Genomic DNA, 17,424 nt, shown 5'->3' on the forward strand with positions numbered 1-17,424 from the left:
TACCGAAAGCACCACCGGCACCACCAACAGACGTCCCGTACAAAGGCGTACGGAACTGAACGCGGCGCCTGCCCGTCCCCGACCGGACGATTCGGCAGGCGCCGTGGCGCGTCCGGGGACGCCCCGTACCGGCGAACGGGACGGGTCAGGCCACCGCACCGCCGGTCAGCTGCGACGTCTTGAGGACCACCAGCGCGACCAGCAGCAGGAAGAGCGCCGCGCACCCGGCGATCTGCACGGCGGTACGGCGCTTCGCCGGCGCGTACGCGAGCACGGCCGTGACGACGCCGCCCGTCAGGAGCCCGCCCAGGTGCCCCTGCCACGAGGTGAACCCCGCGGAGATCAGCATCCAGACCAGGAAGCCGGCCAGGAACCGGTTGACCGCCTGCATGTCCCGGCCCAGCCGCCGGTTGATGACGTAGAACGCCGCCGCCAGCCCGAAGATCGCCCCCGAGGCACCCACCGTGAGGGCGTCCGGTGCGACCAGGTACACCATCACCGAACCACCCAGCGCGGACAGCAGATACAGGGCGAGATACCGGCCGCGGCCCAGCTGCTCCTCGACGACCCGGCCCAGGTTCCACAGCCCGTACATGTTGAAGAGGATGTGCAGCACCCCGAACGGCACGGAGCCCAAGGTCGATGCGTCCGGCGGCAGATGAAGGAAGGATCCGGTCAGCAGCCGGTACCACTCGCCGTCGATCACTCCGGCCGTGTCGAACCCGGGGAAGTCCCCGCGCGCGTAGACGTACTGGCTGCCGTCGGGACTGGTCAGACCCGCGCCGAGCATCCCGAACCGGTCGACGATCTCCGGACGGACCAGCTCTCCCAGATAGGCCAGGATGTTCAGGCCCATCAGTACGTACGTCACGACGGGCACCGCCGTCCTCGGCACCGCGCCGCCGAAGACCGTGCGCGCCCGGCGGATCGAGCGCTGTCCCTCCTTCACGCACTCCACGCAGTGGTGGCCGACCGCGGCCTCACGCATGCAGTCGGGACAGATGTAGCGGTCGCAGCGGGTGCAGCGCACATGCGTCTCGTACGACGGATGGCGGTAGCACGTGGTGACGGCGGCCTCCATGGCCGGCTCCTTCACTGGTCGGCGGTCACATGGGGCCGGTGGGGCGGCGGCGCTCAAGATAGCGAACACCGCGAAGGGCGCCGCGGCCGGGTGCGCGAGCGGACCGGGGCGGGCCGGCCCCGTGACGTAACCTCATGACTCCCGTATCAGGAACGGAGTCCCGTATGGCAGCCATCAGCCTGCGCAAGGTCGAGGAGACGGCGCCCGCGCTGGTCGGCCTCTACAGGAGCGCCGGGGTCTCGCTGCAGAAGTACGGGCTGAGCGGGGAGCGTGCGGCCGTCTATCTCGTCCTCGACTACTCGGGCTCCATGAAGGAGTACTACAAGGACGGCAGCGTCCAGGCGCTCGCCGACCGGGTGCTCGGTCTGTCGGCCCACTTCGACGACGACGGCCGGGTGCCCGTCGTCCTCTTCTCCACGGACATCGACGCGGTCTCCGAGATAGCCCTGGACAACCACCGCGGGCGGGTCGACGAGATCGTGGCGGACCTCGGGCACATGGGGAAGACGAGCTATCACCTGGCCATGGACGCGGTCATCGACCACTACATCGACAGCGGCTCGACCGCGCCCGCGCTCGTCGTCTTCCAGACCGACGGGGGCCCGATCAACAAGAGGGCGGCCGAGCGCTATCTGTGCAAGGCGGCGAAATTGCCGATGTTCTGGCAGTTCATCGGCTTCGGCAACAAGCGCAGTTCGCAGTTCGACTTCCTGCACAAGCTCGACGAACTGGCCGTTCCGGCACAGCGACCCGTCGACAACGCAGGCTTCTTCCACGCCGGACCCGACCCGCGGCAGGTCCCGGACGACGAGCTGTACGACCGGCTCGTCGCCGAGTTCCCGCTCTGGCTGGCCGCGGCCCGGGCAGAGAGGATCGTCACGTGACACTGCGCGTGCTGAGGGCGGCCGACCGCGCGGCCGTGCCCTGGAAGAACGGCGGGGGAGTGACCCGGGAGATCGCCGCGTCCCCCGAGGGCGCTCCGCTGGACGGTTTCGACTGGCGGGTCAGTCTCGCCGATGTGTCCGCGGACGGGCCGTTCTCCTCGTTCCCGGGCGTCGACCGCACGCTGACGGTGGTCGAGGGTGCCGGGATGGATCTGATGGTGGGCGGCGAGCACCACATCGTGGACGAGCTGTACTGGCCGCACGACTTCCCCGGGGACCTGGAGACGGACGGCCGGCTGCTCGGCGGCCCCGTCGTGAACCTCAATGTGATGTACCGCCGGGGGCGTACGGCCGCGGAGGTCGCGGTCGTACGCGGCACCGTCCGGCTGCTGGCGCCGGAGGGCGGTACGGCCCTGGCCGTCGCACTGGAGGACGGCGCGGTGCTCGACGGCCGGGACATCGAACTCGGCTGCTACGACGCGGTGGCGGCGGACAGTGCGTCCCCCGCGGTGCTCCGGACCGGGGGCTGGGCGCTGCTGGTCACCCTGTCGGCCGGGTGGCCCGGGTCTCTCCCGGGACCGGGCGGGCTGCGTCACACGCCGGGAACCAGGTAGGTGTGTACCTCCCACTTCTCCGGCGGTCCGGACGACATCGGCACGCCCAGCATCTCGGCGACCGGCAGCATCACGGCGCCGAAGTTCTCCACGGCCTCGGCGGACTCCCACAGGTCGAAGAGCTCCACGCCCGAATCGGTCGCGATGCACACATGCGACAGGCAGCCGGCGAAGGGGTCGCCGGGCAGTGCCTGAAGTTCCTTGTCGAGAGCGTCGTACTGGTCGGCCGTGACGCCCGACAGAGTGGCGTGCACGAAAATTGCCATCGTCTATCACCTCGGGTCCGCGGGATCAGTCCCTCCCCCCGCCGCCACGATGACGGCCATGTGCCCGATACAGCACACCACGATCATGGCGGGACGGCATCCGAACGAGTGGCGGCCCGTAAATCCAGACAGAAGGTGTCGGGATTCAAGGGTTCCATGGACCCATGACATCGACCTCCTGGGCAGCGTTCCAGTCGGCGGAGCCGGACTTCGCCGCGACCGTTCAGGCCCGTTTCGGGCTGTACAGGCACCACGTCCTGGCCACCCTTCGCAAGGACGGCTCGCCGCGGGTGACCGGCCTGGAAGTGGACTTCCGCTTCGGTGAGCTGTGGCTCGGCATGATGCCGAATTCGCGCAAGGCGCTGGACCTGCGGCGCGATCCGCGGTTCGCGGTGCAGGCCAACCCGGGGCCGGACGAAACGATGGCCGACGCCGACGTCCGGGTCTCCGGGCGCGCGGTCGAGGTGAGCGACCCGGATGTGCTGGCCCGCTTCATCGAGGAGGCGAAGCCGCCGGAGCCGTTCCATCTGTTCCGCACGGAACTGACGGAGGTGGTCCGCACCGCACTGGACGGCGAGGAGCTGATCGTCCAGGCCTGGCGCCCGGGGAGGCCCCTGCGCACGCTCCGCCGCGGAAACGACGACAGCCCCCCGTACGCGACGGGGTGACGGGACCGGGCCCTCAGCCGGGGCCCCACCGCACCGGGGCCCCGGCTGAGCTCCTCTCAGAAGGCGCAGGGGCCGAAGCGGCCCCAGGCCACGACGACGGCCAGGGCGAGCAGCACCAGGCCGGGCAGGGCCATCCGGTACTCGTTGCGGCGTACGTGGACGACGACCGCGCCCAGCATGGTCACCGCGAGCCCCACCGCCGCCCAGGGGACCAGTGCCGGAGCCACGTCCAGGGCGGCGGGCAGCACCAGCCCGAGCGCGCCCAGGACCTCGACGGCTCCGATGGCCTTCACGGCACCGGCGGAGAAGTCCTCGGCCCATCCCATGTTGGAGGCCATGAGCTTCTCGCGAGGCTGGGCGGCCTTCATCAGGCCGGAGGCGAAGAACGCGACAGCGAGCACGCTCGCGATGATCCACAGGGTGATGTTCATCAGTACTTCTCTGCTCGATGAGTTGAAGATTCAAGTGGAAGGTAGCCCTGTGGCAGTTGAAGCGTCAAGTGATTGACGGGCCTCTCCGGTCGGCGCCCCCTTGCCGACGGCTGCTCCTGCGGACTTGAGACGTCAAGTTATGGTGAGCGATATGGGCACACAGGAACCACGCTGGCTGAACGACGGGGAGCACGAGTCCTGGCTTGCGCTGGGCAGCATGCTGATCCGTCTTCCGGCCGCGCTGGACCGGCAGCTGCAGCGGGATGCGGGCATCAGCCACTTCGAGTACCAGGTCCTGGCCGGCCTCTCCATGGCATCGGCGCGCACCCTGCGGATGAGTGAGCTCGCCGTACTCGCGGACGGCTCGCTCTCCCGGCTGTCGCACGTGGTCAAGCGCCTGGAGAAGCAGGACTGGGTGCGCCGCACCCCGGACCCCGCCGACGGCCGCTACACCCTGGCGATCCTCACGGACGCCGGCTGGGACAAGGTCGTGGCGACCGCCCCGGGCCATGTCGAGGAGGTGCGGCGGCTGGTGTTCGACCCGCTCACGAAGGCGCAGCAGAAGCAGCTGCGCGAGATCGGCCGCCGGGTGGGCGACGCGATCGGCCCCGACGACTGTCCTTCCCGGCAGGCCTGATCCCGGCCGCGCCGACGGCTCCCGGTCGGCGCCGCGCTCACCGGTCGCCGCCGGCGGCCGTCCCGTTGTCCCCGGGGGCCGCATCCGTCCCCACGACCCGCGCCCGGAGGACCCCCGGTGCCCCCCACGCGGTCCGCAACGGCCCCGCCTTCCTCAGCCACACCGACAGGTCCAGCTCGTCCGTGTACCCCACCGCCCCGTGCAACTGCAGCGCCGCCCGCGACGCCGCATACGCCGCCTCACCCGCCGCGACCTTCGCCGCCGCCACATCCGCCCCGGCGCGCGGTGCCCCCTCGGCGAGCGCGACCGCCGCCCCGTACAGCAGCGGACGGGCGAACTCCAGGCCGATCAGCGTGTCCGCCAGCCGGTGCTTGACCGCCTGGAACGATCCGATCGCCACCCCGAACTGGGTGCGCTGCTTCACGTACCCGACCGTGGCCCGCAGCAGCGCCTCGCCCGTACCGAGCGCCTGCGCCGCCGTCACGAACGCCGCCCAGTCCGCCGCCGCGCCCGCCGCCTCTGCCACCCGCGGCCCGGAGGCGAGCAGCTGCCCGCCCGGCCCGACCCGGAACAGCCGCCGCGCCGGATCGGACGACGCGCGCAGCGGACCGTGCCCGGACGCGAGCCGCAGTTCGTCACGCGACACGGCGAACACCGCGTCCGCGGCGTCCGCGTCCAGCGCATACGCCCCGTCGGCCGGCCGGAGCGTCACCGTCACCGCCCCCGAGGCCATCCGGGGCAGCCACTCCTTCGCCGCCGGCCCTCCCACCCCGTCGAGCAGCACCGCCGCCGCCACCGTCTCCACCACCGGCCCCGGTATCGCATGGCGTCCCAACTCCACGAAGGACGCAGCGAGTTCCACCGGGAGCGGGCCCACACCCCCGTACGCCTCCGGTATCGCGAGCGCGAACACCCCCGCCTCGGCGAGACGCGCCCACAGGGCCCGCCCCGGACCGTGGTCCCCGGCGCCCCACGCCCGTACGGCCGCGGGCGTGTCCGCGGCCGACAGCATCGCGTCCAGGGTGCGGGTGAACTCCCGCTGCTCGTCGTCCAGGAGGAAGCGCATCAGCGCCGTCCCTTCGGCAGGCCGAGCAGCCGCTCGGCGATGATGTCCCGCTGGATCTCGTTCGTACCGGCGTAGATCGGGCCCGCGAGGGAGAAGACATGGCCCTGCGCCCATTCGCCTTCCGCCAGTTCGCCGTCCGGGCCGAGCAGGTCGAGCGCCGTCTCGTGCAGCGCGATGTCGTACTCCGACCAGAACACCTTGTTCAGACTGGACTCGGCGCCGATGCCCGTCCCCGCGGCGAAGCGCGAAGCGTGGGCGTAGGTGAACAGCTGGTACGCGCGCGCCCCGATCACCGCGTCCGCGACCCGGTCCCGCACCGCCGTGTCCGACGGGTCCCCGTGCGTGCGCCACAGCTCGGCCAGCCGGTCCGCGGCGGCCAGGAAGCGGCCGGGGGAGCGCAGCGTCAGCCCGCGCTCGTTGCCCGTGGCCGACATGGCGATGCGCCAGCCCTGCCCCGGCTCCCCGATGATGTCCTCGTCGGGCACGAACACCTCGTCCAGGAAGAGTTCGGCGAACGCCGGCTTGCCGTCGAGCCGGCCGATCGGCCGGACGGTGACCCCGGGCGCCGACAGGTCGAACATCAGATACGTCAGCCCGTGGTGCGGCTTCGCGGCCTCCGGGTCCGTACGGAAGATGCCGAACGCCCGGTCCGCGAACGCGGCCCGTGACGACCAGGTCTTCTGCCCCGACAGCAGCCAGCCGCCGTCCGTGCGCACCGCGCGCGACCGCAGCGACGCCAGGTCCGAGCCCGCCTCCGGTTCGGACCAGGCCTGCGCCCAGATCACCTCGCCGCTCGCCATCGGCGGCAGGATCCGGGCCCGCTGCTCGTCCGTCGCGTGGTCGAAGAGGGTCGGAGCGAGGAGGTTGATGCCGTTCTGCGAAACCCGGCCGGGGCCGCCCGCCGCGTAGTACTCCTCCTCGAAGACCAGCCACGCAAAGATGTCGACGCCCCGGCCGCCGTACTCCGCCGGCCAGGAGACGACGGACCAGCGGTCCGCGTACAGCCGCGCCTCCCACGCGCGGTGCGCGGCGAAGCCCTCCGACGTCTCCAGGGACGGCAGCGGTTCGGCGGGCACGTGGGCGCGGAGCCACCGCCTGGCCTCGGCCCGGAACGCCTCCTCATCGGGAGTGAAGCTCAGATCCATCGGGCGCCCGCCCTCCGTGTCGTCGTCGACCTTCCCTAACAAGTGTTTGGTAGGTTAACGTGCGGGTGCGAGGCCCGTCGAGGCACCGGGCACCCGAGGAGGTACGGGCGTGAACGCACCGCAGTACATACCGGGACACGGGCTGCTGGCCGGCCGCACCGCCGTCATCACTGCGGCCGCCGGCGCCGGGATCGGCGGCGCCACCGCCCGCAGGTTCCTGGAGGAAGGCGCCCGCATCGCCATCGGCGACGCGCACGCACGCCGGCTGAAGGAGACCGAGCAGACGCTCGCCGGCGAGTTCGGCGCCGCGAACGTCACCTCACTGCCCTGCGACGTCACCGACGAGACGCAGGTCCAGGCCCTCTTCTCGCACGCCGGACAGGCCCACGGCGGCCTCGACATCGTCGTCAACAACGCCGGACTCGGCGGCACCGCCGAACTCACCGAGATGACCGACGCACAGTGGTCCACGGTCCTCGATGTCACCCTGAACGGCACCTTCCGCTGTACCCGCGCCGCCCTGCGCTCCCTGAAGTCCGCGGGCCGCGGAGGCGTCGTCGTCAACAACGCCTCCGTCGTCGGCTGGCGCGCCCAGACCGGTCAGGCCCACTACGCGGCCGCGAAGGCGGGCGTCATGGCGCTCACCCGGTGCGCCGCCGTCGAGGCCGCCGCGTACGGCGTACGGGTCAACGCCGTCGCCCCCAGCCTCGCCATGCACCCCCACCTGGTGAAGGTCACCTCCGCCGGACTCCTCGACGAACTGACCCGCAAGGAGGCCTTCGGCAGGTACGCGGAACCCTGGGAGATCGCCAACGTCATCGTCTTCCTGGCCAGCGGCTACTCCTCGTACATGACGGGCGAGGTCGTCCCCGTCAGCAGTCAGCATGCGTGACCGGGGACCGTGCGGGGCGTATGCAGGGGCGTCCGCGCGGCCGTCCCGCGGGCGGAGAATGGGCGGGTGCCTACCAAGAAGAAGCCCCAGGTGACCCCCTCGCCCGAGCGGCGCCGCGAACTCCTCGACACCGCCGCCGAGGTCTTCGCCGCACAGGGATACAACGCCACCACCGTCCGCAGGATCGCGGACGAGGCCGGGATGCTCGCGGGCAGCCTCTATTACCACTTCGATTCCAAGGAATCGATCATCGACGAGATCCTCTCCACCTTCCTGACCGAACTCTGGGAGGGCTACGACGCGGTGCTCGCCGCCGGACTCGGCCCCCGCGAGACCATCGAGGCCCTCGTCACCGAGTCCTTCCGGGAGATCGACCGGCACCGCGCAGCCGTCGCCATCTACCAGAAGGAGTCCAGGCACCTCGCCACCCAGCCGCGCTTCGCCTATCTCGTCGACTCCCAGCAGAAGTTCGAGAAGGCATGGCTCGGCACGCTGGAACGCGGCGTGGCCGACCGGGTCTTCCGCGCCGACCTCGACGTCCGGCTCACGTACCGGTTCGTCCGCGACACCGTCTGGGTCGCGGCCTCCTGGTACCGGCCGGGCGGACAGCACAGCCCCGAGGAGATCGCCCGCCAGTACCTCTCGATGGTCCTGGACGGCATCGCCCTCGGCACCTGACCCCACCCGCGCTCACCCACGAGGAGCAGACATGGCCGAGGCCTACATCGTCGAAGCGGTACGCACCCCGGTCGGCCGGCGCAAAGGAGGCCTCGGCGCCGCCCACCCCGCCGACCTCGGCGCCCATGTCCTGCGGGCCCTCGTCGAGCGCACCGGCATCGACCCGGCGGCCGTCGAGGACGTCGTCTTCGGCTGCCTCGACACCGTCGGACCGCAGGCCGGTGACATCGCCCGCACCTGCTGGCTGGCGGCCGGACTGCCCGAAGAGGTCCCCGGCGTCACCGTCGACCGCCAGTGCGGCTCCTCGCAGCAGGCCGTCCACTTCGCCGCCCAGGGCGTCCTCTCCGGCACCCAGGACCTCGTCGTCGCGGGCGGCACCCAGAACATGACGCAGATCCCGATCGCCTTCGCCTCCCGTCAGGCCGCCGAACCCCTCGGTCTCACCGAAGGCCCTTACGCGGGCAGTGAGGGCTGGCGCGCCCGGTACGGGAACCAGCCGGTCAACCAGTTCCACGGCGCCCAGCTGATCGCCGAGAAGTGGGGCATCAGCCGCCGCGACATGGAGGAGTTCGCGCTCCGCTCCCACCGGCGGGCGGTCCGCGCCATCGACGAGGGCCGCTTCGCCCGCGAGACCGTCGCCTACGGGGACGTCACCGTCGACGAGGGGCCGCGCCGCGACACCACCCTGGAGAAGATGGCCGCGCTCCCGCCGGTCCTGGACGGCGGCACGATCACCGCAGCCTGCTCCTCCCAGGTCTCCGACGGGGCCGCCGCGATGCTCATCGCCTCCGACCACGCCGTCGCCGAGCACGGCCTCGCCCCGCGCGCCCGCATCCACCACCTCTCGGTACGGGGCGAGGACCCGATCCGGATGCTGTCGGCGCCGATCCCGGCCACCGTGTACGCGCTGAAGAAGGCCGGCATGACGATCGACGACATCGACCTGGTCGAGATCAACGAGGCGTTCGCACCGGTGGTGCTGGCGTGGCTGAAGGAGACGGGCGCCGACCCGGACAAGGTCAACGTCAACGGTGGCGCGATCGCGCTCGGCCACCCTCTCGGGGCAACGGGCACCAAGCTGATGACGACGCTGCTGCACGAACTGGAACGCACGGGCGGCCGCTACGGCCTGCAGACCATGTGCGAGGGCGGCGGACAGGCGAACGTGACGATCATCGAACGGCTCTGAGCCGGGCGCGCCAAGGCTCTCGGGCGACCCCGCCACGCGGGGGTGCGGCGGATCACACCGCGGATCTGCAGAACGTGCTACGGTTGCCGAGTTGCAGTTTTGGTACCCATGAACTTTATGTGCGCCTGACGGGAATGCTTCCTCAGGCGCATTATTGTTTTCCGGCTTTCTCCGGATGGGGCTCAATGCGGCGACTTGGAATTCGTAAAGTGCGGATTTCCGGCACTGCACCTCTTTAGGAGAATGACATGGCTACTGGAACCGTGAAGTGGTTCAACTCGGAAAAGGGCTTCGGCTTCATCGAGCAGGACGGCGGCGGCGCCGACGTCTTCGCCCACTACTCCAACATCGCCACCTCGGGCTTCCGTGAGCTCCAGGAGGGCCAGAAGGTCTCCTTCGACGTCACGCAGGGCCAGAAGGGCCCGCAGGCGGAGAACATCGTCCCGGCCTAATTGCCGCGACGCGTACCTCGCAGCCGGGGCCCGCACCGTGAAGGTGCGGGTCCCGGCTTGTGCTGTCCCGGGGAGTGCACCGCAAGTCCCGAGCAGTCCCCACGTAGTTCCCAGGAATCCCCAGGAGGGCAATTCCGTATGACCCGCTCCGAACGCCAGGACCGACCCGCCCGCACTCGTCCGTCGAGGGGGCGTGGCACGGCCCAGGCACAGGCAACCGCCAAGGGTTCCGGCAAGGGATCCGGCAAGGCGTCGCCCCGTCGCAGGGCCACGCCGCCGCAGGGTGAATTCGCCCTGCCCGAAACCATGACCCCCGCACTGCCCGCCGTCGAGGCGTTCGCCGAGCTGGACATGCCCGCCGCCCTGCTGAAAACCCTTGCCGCGCAGGGCGTCACCGACCCGTTCCCGATCCAGGGCGCCACCCTGCCGAACTCGCTGGCCGGCCGGGACATCCTCGGCCGCGGCCGCACCGGCTCCGGCAAGACCCTGGCCTTCGGCCTCGCGCTCCTCGCCCGCACCGCCGGGCGGCGCTCCGAGCCGCGCGCCCCGCTGGCGCTCGTCCTCGTCCCGACCCGCGAGCTCGCCCAGCAGGTCACCGACGCGCTGACGCCGTACGCGACGTCCGTGAACCTGCGGCTCGCCACCGTCGTCGGCGGCATGTCGATCACCAAGCAGTCCGCCACGCTGCGCCGCGGAGCCGAGGTGCTCGTCGCCACGCCGGGCCGGCTCAAGGACCTCATCGAGCGCGGCGACTGCCGGCTCGACCAGGTCTCCATCACGGTCCTCGACGAGGCCGACCAGATGGCCGACATGGGCTTCATGCCGCAGGTCGTCGCGCTGCTCAAGCAGGTCGAGCCGGACGGCCAGCGGATGCTGTTCTCCGCGACCCTCGACAAGAACATCGACCGGCTGGTCAAGATGTTCCTGACCGACCCGGTCGTGCACTCGGTCGACCCGTCCGCGGGCGCCGTGACCACCATGGAGCACCATGTGCTGCATGTGGCAGACGAGACCGACAAGAAGGCCGTCGCCACCAGGATCGCCGCCCGCGAGGGCCGGGTGATCATGTTCGTCGACACCAAGCGTGCCGCCGACCGCTTCGCCAAGCGGCTGCTCGCCAGCGGTGTACGGGCTGCCGCCCTGCACGGCGGGCGGTCCCAGCCGCAGCGCAACCGGACGCTCGACCAGTTCAAGAACGGCCAGGTCACCGCGCTCGTGGCGACCAACGTCGCGGCCCGCGGCATCCACGTCGACGACCTCGACCTGGTCGTGAACGTCGACCCGCCGACGGACCACAAGGACTACCTCCACCGCGGTGGGCGCACGGCGCGCGCCGGGGAGTCAGGCAGCGTCGTCACGCTGGTGCTGCCGGAGGAGAAGCGGGACATGACCCGGCTGATGGCCGACGCGGGCATTGCTCCGCGGACCACCCGGATCACGTCGAGCGACGAGGAACTCACCCGGATCACCGGGGCCCGTGAGCCGTCCGGCATCGCGGTCGTCGTCGAGGTCCCCCAGCCGACGCAGCCGAAGCCGCGCACGCGGCAGGGCGGTGCGGGCGGCGGCGCCGGCGGTACGTTCCGCGCGGGCAGCCGTGGCCGGGGGCGCCGCAGCGGCTCCGGTGCCGGCGCGGCCTCCGCGCAGGGCGGCGGCGAGGTGCGGTCGGGCGGCGCGGCGCGATCGGGCGGTGCGGCGCGGACCGGTGGTGCGGGCCGTGGCAACGGTTCGGGCGCAGGTGCGGGGCGCGCGGCCGGCTCCGGGCGCAGCAACGGCAGCGCCGCCGCGCGGGGCCGCAGGGCGGCGTAGCCGCGTACCTGGTGCGGTGACCCGGCCGACCGGGCCACCGCACCGGGGCTCCGCCCCGGACCCGGATGGTCATGTGCCGGACAGGCCGGGCCCACCCGCCTGTCCGGCCATCGAGGTCAGTGCCTCCAGCGCCCGCTGTGCCTCCGCCATCACCCGGTTCACCAGCTCCGCGCAGCTCGGCAGGTCCTCGATGACGCCGGCCACCTGACCCGACGCCATCACCCCCAGATCCGTCCGGCCGTCGACCATGGACGCCTTCAGCAGCATCGGGGTGTTGGCAGCCAGCAGCACCTGGCTCCAGGACAGGTCCTTGCCGTGCCTCATCGCGAGGCCGTCCCGCACCATCCGGGACCAACTGAGCCCCGAGATCCGCTTGAGGCCCGCCGCCCGGCGCACCGCCTGGACCAGGGCCCTGGTGCGGCCGGCGTGCTCCAGCGCGGCGACCATCTCCGTGCGCAGCATCCGGTGCGGCAGTCCGTCCACCGCCGTGGTGACCGTGACGTCCCTGACGCCCGCCGCCAGGTACCGGGCCTTCACCGCGTCCGGGACCGTCGAGTCCGACGTCAGCAGGAACCGCGTGCCCATCGCGATGCCCGCCGCCCCGTACGCCAGCGCCGCCACCAGGCCGCGGCCGTCGTGGAAGCCGCCCGCCGCGATCACCGGGATGTCCACCGCGTCCACCACCTGCGGCAGCAGCACCGACGTCGCCACCTCACCGGTGTGACCGCCGCCCTCGCCGCCCTGCACGATCACCGCGTCCGCACCCCACGCCGCGACCTTCTCCGCATGGCGCCGGGCGCCGACCGACGGAACGACGACCACCCCCGCGTCCTTCAGCTCCGCGATCAGCTCCTTCGACGGGGCCAGCGCGAACGACGCGACCTTCACGCCCTCGTCGACGACGATCCGTACGCGTTCGCGCGCATCACCGGCGTCGGCGCGCAGATTGACCCCGAACGGCGCCCGTGTACGGGACTTGACCTCCCGTACCGCCGCGCGCAGCTGCTCCACGGTCATCGTCGCGGAAGCCAGGATGCCCAGCGCACCGGCCTCGGCGGTGGCGGAGACCAGCCGGGGCCCGGCGACCCAGCCCATCCCGGTCTGCACGATCGGGTACCGGATCCCGGCCAGCTCGGTGAGGGGCGTGCGCATCGGATCCATCAGGTCCCGACCTCGCGGTGACGGGTGCCCTCCGGGTCGATGACCTCGCGGATCAGCCGGAGTTCGACGGCGGTGGGCTCGCGGGTGTACGGGACGTCGTCCGCGATCGTCAGCGTGAAGCCGGTCGCCTCGCGGACCTGACCGGCGGTGACGCCCGGGTGCAGCGAGGCGAGGCGCATCGAGCGGTCCGGGGTCGCGAAGTCGAGGACGCCGAGGTCGGTGACGACGCGCGGGATGCGGTGGTATCGGGTCGCCGACGGGCCGGCGGCCGCCGCACTGTCGTGACCGACCCCGCTGATCATGTCGACGCGTTCGACGAACACTCGCGGCGAATGCCTCGGGATCCAGTAACTGACCGGGTTGTTCAGGGTGTTGACGGGTGCGCCGCGCACGCCGAGCAGCTGGCGGGCGGGCTGTGCCCAGTCGCCGATGCAGGAGATGTTCTGGTTGCCGAACCGGTCGATCTGACTGGCGCCCATCATCACGTGGCGCCTGCCGCCGGTGACCATGGCGAGGTGCTGGCGGTACGGCAGCCAGCCCTCGGGCGTGCCGTCGAGACCGACGATCATCGCCTCGCCGTCGGTCAGCAGCAGATCGGGCGAGAAGGTGCGTTTGGCGAGGCGGGCGCCGACGGACGGGATCAGGCCCATCGGGCTGGCGAGCACCTCGCCGTTGTCGCGCCAGGCATCGGCGCAGGCGATCACGCAGTATTCGGCGCGGGTGGTGGTCCGGGGCCCGGGGGGCGTGGTCTCAGGGGTCGTCACTTCTGCTCCTCGTGCCAGGTCCGGACGGCCGACCGGTAGCTCTTCTCGCTGCCGTCCGCGGGCAGGAACCGGTCGGTGAACGCCGCCCAGGCGGCCGGGTCGGCGGCTGCGGTGGCGTACGCCTTCTGGAACGCCTCGTCGCGCGCGTAGTCGGGGGCGCAGGAGGTGAAGTGCGCGCCGTTCGGGGTCTCGACGACGCCGGTGACCGCGTGCCGTTTGACGAGCAGGGTCTGCGGGGCGGCCCGCGCGGTCAGTTCCGCGGTCTCGACGAGCCGTTCGCAGGAGACGTAGGCGGTGTCGGCGGCCTCGCAGAACAGGTCGTCGAAGTACGGGTCGGGTCCGAGGTACTGGCCGTTGCCCGACCGGTCGGCGCGGTTCACGTGGACCAGCGCCGCGTCCATCCGCAGGGCCGGCATCGCGACGAACTCCTCGCCGTCCTCGTACGGTGAACGCACCGTGCGCAGACCGGGGTTGACCCGCATGACGTCCGATCCGAGGCCGGCCCGGACGGGCAGGAACGGCAGCCGGTTCGCGGCGGCGTGCAGTCCCCACATGAACATCGCCTCGTCGACCTCCGTCAGCTCGAAGCCGCCGCGCTGGCGGGCTGCCCTGAAGTGCGGTTCGAGCGGGATCGAGTCGAGGGTGGCGAAGGCCGCGACCAGCTTGCGGATCCGGCCGGCGGCGGCGAGCAGGCCGACGTCGGGGCCGCCGTACGAGACCACGGTGAGATCGGTGACCGGGGACCGGAGCAGCGCACGCACCAGCGCCATCGGCTTGCGGCGCGAGCCCCAGCCGCCGATGCCGATCGTCATGCCGCTGCTGAGCCGGGAGACCACCTCTTCGGCCGTCATGGTCTTGTCGGTCACCGTCATGCCTCCTTGCCGAAGGTGTCACGGACGCGGCCGGCGGCTCCGCCGAGGTTGGCCTCGAAGGTGAAGCCCTGCTCGAAGCGGTAGCTGCGGCGGACGTCCACCGGGTCGATGCCGTTGATGGCGGCCTTGGCGAGCCGGATCAGATACCCGTCCTTGCGGGCGATCTCGCCCGCCAGCTCCAGTGCCGCGTCCCGCAGTCCGGCGCGTGGGACGACTTTCCAGACCGAGCCGTGGGCGTGCAGCTCGGCGGCCGTGGCGGTGCGCGAGGTGTAGTACAGCGCGCGCATCAGATGCTGCGGGACGAGCCGGGCGAGATGCGTCGCGGCGCCGAGCGCGCCCCGGTCCAGCTCGGGCAGGCCGAACGTGGCGTCGTCGCTCGCCACGATCGCATCGGCGTTGCCGGCCAGGCCGATGCCGCCGCCGAGACAGAAGCCGTGCACCGCGGCGACGACCGGCACCTCGCACTCGTACACCGCGGCGAACGCCTCGGCGCAGCCGCGGTTGGCGCCGATCAGCGCGGTGTGCCCGGTGTCGCGCTGCATCTCCTTGATGTCGACGCCCGCGTTGAACCCCCGCCCGGCGGCGGCCAGGACGACGCAGCGGACCTCGGGGTCGCGGCCCGCCGTGCGTAACGCGTCGGCGAGGTCGTACCAGCCCTGCACGGGCAGCGCGTTGACGGGCGGATGGTCGACGGTGACGACGCGGACGCCCTCGGCCGGGCTTGTGGTGGAGACACCCATGAGAGGATCAGCTACCTTTCCACCAAACGTTTGTTAGGTGTGGAAGGTAGCAGCCTGCCCCCGCATGGCCAACAAGGAGATGTGAGATGAGCGCAAGCAGCGACGGACCCGGCCCGGGGATCTGCGAGGGCCGTGTGGTGATCGTGACGGGGGCCGGGCGGGGGCTCGGCCGGGCCCACGCCCTCGCGTTCGCCGCCGAGGGGGCGAAGGTCGTGGTCAACGACCTCGGCGTAGGACTCGACGGGGCGGGCGGGGCGTCCCCCGGACCGGCCCGGCAGGTGGTCGACGAGATCGGGGCGGCGGGCGGTGAGGCGGTGGCCCACGGCGGGGACATCGCGACCGGGGCGGGCGCGGCCTCGCTGATCGGGGCCGCGCTGGACACCTACGGGCGGGTGGACACGCTGGTCAACAACGCGGGCTTCCTGCGCGACCGGGTGCTCGTCGGCCTGGACGAGGACGACTGGGACGCGGTCGTGCGGGTCCACCTCAAGGGTCACTTCCTCACGCTGAAGCATGCGGCGGCGCACTGGCGGGCCGAGGCCAAGGCGGGCCGCGCCCCCGTCGCCCGGGTGATCAACACCAGTTCCGGGGCAGGGCTGCTCGGCAGCGTCGGCCAGGGCAACTACTCCGCCGCGAAGGCCGGAATCGTCGGCCTGACGCTGGTCGCCGCGGCGGAGCTCGGCCGGTACGGGGTGCAGGTCAACGCGATCGCCCCGGCGGCCCGGACCCGGATGACCGAGCAGACGTTCGCGGAGACGATGGCGGCGCCGGGGGAGGGGGCGTTCGACGCGATGGCTCCCGGGAACGTGTCGCCGCTGGTGGTGTGGCTGGGTTCGGCCGCGAGCGACGGGGTGACCGGCCGGGTCTTCGAGGCGGAGGCGGGCCGGATCACGGTGATGGAGGGCTGGCGCCCGGGCCCCTCCGTGGACCGGGGAGCGCGGTGGCCGCCGGCCGAGGCGGGGGAGGCGGCACGGAAGCTGTTGGCTCGGGCGGGGGAGGGGCGGCCGGTGTACGGGGCGCGGTGAGGGGAGGACCCGGCCCCTGCGGCGATCGAGGAGCGGGGGTTCGGGGACATCGCCCCCGCCGCTCGACGGAGCCGCACGTCGGCCGGGCGGGAACGGGCGGACAGGGGGACACCGGCCGCCGCAGCCGCACCGGCCCCACCGCCCACGCTCACGTGTTGCAGTCCAGCACCGTGCGGCACAGCCCGCACCGCGCCCGTACCCGGCCCCGCACCGGGACCCGGATGCGCTGGTGACAGGTCGGGCAGGGGAAGGAGACCCGCAGCCCGTCCGTGCCGCCCTCGAAGGTGTACGGAACACCGGGGGCCGCGGGCGCGCCCGGATGGTCCTGGGCGTGCCGCCGGTCCTTCGCGTAACGGTGGCGGCCCGCCCAGCCGGCCGCCGTGAGCGGCGGCTGCCGGCTGTCCTGCAGCGCCCGTTCCCGCCCCGCCGTGAACGCCGTGTACGCCTGCGGGCTGGTGAACCACGGCGAGGGGTCCTCGTCGAAGGCGAACGCCCGCTTGGCCAGCACGTATCCGAACTCCTCCGGGGTGAGATAGCCGAGCTTCTGGCTGGCGGTGGCGTCCTCCCTGAAGGCGTCGAGCAGCAGCCAGCCCGCCCCCAGATACGCCGTCGCGGTGTCGGTGAGGATCTCGTTGTCGCGCGTACCGGGAAACTCGAGGCCGAGCCGGTGCAGCAGTACGTGCATGACCTCGTGCGAGAGCGCGGCGCCGATGTCCCTGCGGTGCGTGCGGAAGCGGTCGTTGAGCTCGATGAAGTACTCGGGACCTGCCGCGAGTTCGACGCTTCCCGCATGCTCCATCGCCCGGAACGCGACGAGCATCCGGGCGTCCGGCAGATGCAGATGCCGGACCATCGCCCGTGCCACCCGCTGCGCACCGAGATGGAGATCGTCCTGGTCGGAGAAGGCGGCGTCGGCGGGCACCAGGCTCGGCGCATAGCGGTGGACACCGTCGTACGACAGCCTGCGGTACAGCGCGGTGATCGCGGACCGGACGGTGTCGAGATGGGGAAAGCCGTGCACCACCGGGCTGCCGTTCGCCACGTCCGCACCCC

The 17,424-nt window shown here is 72.0% G+C and carries 20 protein-coding genes; 10 read left to right on the top strand and 10 right to left on the bottom strand.

Annotated features, from left to right (window positions below; all coding sequences use genetic code 11):
• Positions 1-145: 145 nt before the first annotated feature.
• A complete protein-coding gene (locus OG878_RS29120; protein WP_328889521.1) occupies positions 146-1,081 on the bottom strand; it encodes a rhomboid family intramembrane serine protease in 936 nt (311 codons plus the stop codon).
• A gap of 164 nt (positions 1,082-1,245) precedes the next feature.
• Here OG878_RS29120 and OG878_RS29125 point away from each other — a divergent pair, with 164 nt between their 5' ends.
• Together OG878_RS29125 and OG878_RS29130 are read left to right on the top strand one after the other, a co-directional pair.
• Positions 1,246-1,965 (top strand): VWA domain-containing protein, encoded by a 720-nt coding sequence (locus OG878_RS29125; protein WP_328889522.1) that lies wholly within the window; start codon positions 1,246-1,248, stop codon positions 1,963-1,965.
• Positions 1,962-2,579 carry a HutD/Ves family protein gene (locus OG878_RS29130; protein ID WP_328889523.1) on the top strand — a complete coding sequence of 206 codons (618 nt, stop codon included), beginning with the start codon at positions 1,962-1,964 and terminating at the stop codon, positions 2,577-2,579. The genes OG878_RS29125 and OG878_RS29130 overlap by 4 nt, the downstream gene beginning before the upstream one ends.
• On the opposite strand, the gene OG878_RS29135 is transcribed toward OG878_RS29130, so the two are convergent.
• Entirely contained in the window at positions 2,558-2,845 is a 288-nt protein-coding gene (locus OG878_RS29135) for a hypothetical protein (protein WP_328889524.1), read from the bottom strand. The genes OG878_RS29130 and OG878_RS29135 overlap by 22 nt on opposite strands.
• A gap of 164 nt (positions 2,846-3,009) precedes the next feature.
• On the opposite strand from OG878_RS29135, the gene OG878_RS29140 reads away from it, so the two are divergent.
• Positions 3,010-3,513 carry a pyridoxamine 5'-phosphate oxidase family protein gene (locus OG878_RS29140; protein ID WP_328889525.1) on the top strand — a complete coding sequence of 168 codons (504 nt, stop codon included), beginning with the start codon at positions 3,010-3,012 and terminating at the stop codon, positions 3,511-3,513.
• Positions 3,514-3,569: 56 nt separating this feature from the next.
• Here the strand turns inward: OG878_RS29140 and OG878_RS29145 are convergent, their stop codons facing one another.
• On the bottom strand, positions 3,570-3,944 hold the full coding sequence (locus OG878_RS29145; RefSeq protein WP_328889526.1) for a DoxX family protein: 375 nt from the start codon (positions 3,942-3,944) through the stop codon (positions 3,570-3,572).
• A gap of 151 nt (positions 3,945-4,095) precedes the next feature.
• On the opposite strand from OG878_RS29145, the gene OG878_RS29150 reads away from it, so the two are divergent.
• Positions 4,096-4,581 (top strand): MarR family winged helix-turn-helix transcriptional regulator, encoded by a 486-nt coding sequence (locus OG878_RS29150; protein WP_328889527.1) that lies wholly within the window; start codon positions 4,096-4,098, stop codon positions 4,579-4,581.
• A 37-nt stretch (positions 4,582-4,618) separates the two neighbouring features.
• On the opposite strand, the gene OG878_RS29155 is transcribed toward OG878_RS29150, so the two are convergent.
• Entirely contained in the window at positions 4,619-5,647 is a 1,029-nt protein-coding gene (locus tag OG878_RS29155; RefSeq protein WP_328889528.1) for an acyl-CoA dehydrogenase family protein, read from the bottom strand.
• Positions 5,647-6,792 carry an acyl-CoA dehydrogenase family protein gene (locus tag OG878_RS29160; protein ID WP_328889529.1) on the bottom strand — a complete coding sequence of 382 codons (1,146 nt, stop codon included), beginning with the start codon at positions 6,790-6,792 and terminating at the stop codon, positions 5,647-5,649. Before OG878_RS29160 ends, OG878_RS29155 begins: the two co-directional genes overlap by 1 nt.
• 109 nt (positions 6,793-6,901) lie before the next feature.
• On the opposite strand from OG878_RS29160, the gene OG878_RS29165 reads away from it, so the two are divergent.
• The 5 genes from OG878_RS29165 to OG878_RS29185 all read left to right on the top strand — a co-directional run bounded on the left by OG878_RS29165 (position 6,902) and on the right by OG878_RS29185 (position 11,809).
• A complete protein-coding gene (locus OG878_RS29165) occupies positions 6,902-7,684 on the top strand; it encodes an SDR family oxidoreductase (protein ID WP_328889530.1) in 783 nt (260 codons plus the stop codon).
• A gap of 66 nt (positions 7,685-7,750) precedes the next feature.
• On the top strand, positions 7,751-8,362 hold the full coding sequence (locus OG878_RS29170) for a TetR/AcrR family transcriptional regulator (RefSeq protein WP_328889531.1): 612 nt from the start codon (positions 7,751-7,753) through the stop codon (positions 8,360-8,362).
• 31 nt (positions 8,363-8,393) lie between these two features.
• Positions 8,394-9,551: an acetyl-CoA C-acetyltransferase gene (locus OG878_RS29175; RefSeq protein WP_328889532.1), complete on the top strand. Its 1,158-nt coding sequence runs from the start codon at positions 8,394-8,396 to the stop codon at positions 9,549-9,551.
• Positions 9,552-9,799: 248 nt separating this feature from the next.
• Positions 9,800-10,003 (top strand): cold-shock protein, encoded by a 204-nt coding sequence (locus OG878_RS29180; protein ID WP_003969786.1) that lies wholly within the window; start codon positions 9,800-9,802, stop codon positions 10,001-10,003.
• Positions 10,004-10,141: 138 nt separating this feature from the next.
• Positions 10,142-11,809, top strand: coding sequence for a DEAD/DEAH box helicase (locus tag OG878_RS29185; RefSeq protein WP_328889533.1), 1,668 nt, complete (start codon positions 10,142-10,144; stop codon positions 11,807-11,809).
• A 69-nt stretch (positions 11,810-11,878) separates the two neighbouring features.
• On the opposite strand, the gene OG878_RS29190 is transcribed toward OG878_RS29185, so the two are convergent.
• From OG878_RS29190 to OG878_RS29205, 4 genes are read right to left on the bottom strand one after another with little or no spacing between them, the layout of a single operon-like run.
• Positions 11,879-12,961, bottom strand: a complete 1,083-nt coding sequence (locus OG878_RS29190) for an NAD(P)H-dependent flavin oxidoreductase (protein WP_328891420.1) — start codon at positions 12,959-12,961, stop codon at positions 11,879-11,881.
• Between the two features lie 8 nt (positions 12,962-12,969).
• The gene (locus OG878_RS29195) at positions 12,970-13,734 is read right to left on the bottom strand and encodes a CoA-transferase subunit beta (RefSeq protein ID WP_328889534.1); all 765 of its coding nucleotides are present in this window, start codon (positions 13,732-13,734) and stop codon (positions 12,970-12,972) included.
• Positions 13,731-14,585, bottom strand: a complete 855-nt coding sequence (locus tag OG878_RS29200) for a CoA transferase subunit A (protein WP_443049279.1) — start codon at positions 14,583-14,585, stop codon at positions 13,731-13,733. The genes OG878_RS29195 and OG878_RS29200 overlap by 4 nt, the downstream gene beginning before the upstream one ends.
• 17 nt (positions 14,586-14,602) lie before the next feature.
• Positions 14,603-15,346, bottom strand: coding sequence for an enoyl-CoA hydratase family protein (locus OG878_RS29205; RefSeq protein ID WP_328889536.1), 744 nt, complete (start codon positions 15,344-15,346; stop codon positions 14,603-14,605).
• 86 nt (positions 15,347-15,432) lie between these two features.
• Between OG878_RS29205 and OG878_RS29210 the strand changes: the two genes are divergently transcribed.
• Positions 15,433-16,371: an SDR family oxidoreductase gene (locus OG878_RS29210; protein ID WP_328889537.1), complete on the top strand. Its 939-nt coding sequence runs from the start codon at positions 15,433-15,435 to the stop codon at positions 16,369-16,371.
• A 148-nt stretch (positions 16,372-16,519) separates the two neighbouring features.
• Here the strand turns inward: OG878_RS29210 and OG878_RS29215 are convergent, their stop codons facing one another.
• Positions 16,520-17,413, bottom strand: a complete 894-nt coding sequence (locus OG878_RS29215) for a hypothetical protein (RefSeq protein ID WP_328891421.1) — start codon at positions 17,411-17,413, stop codon at positions 16,520-16,522.
• Between the last annotated feature and the right edge of the window lie 11 nt (positions 17,414-17,424).

It is taken from the genome of Streptomyces sp. NBC_00316 (assembly GCF_036158715.1).
In the GTDB taxonomy this organism is placed as follows: domain Bacteria; phylum Actinomycetota; class Actinomycetes; order Streptomycetales; family Streptomycetaceae; genus Streptomyces.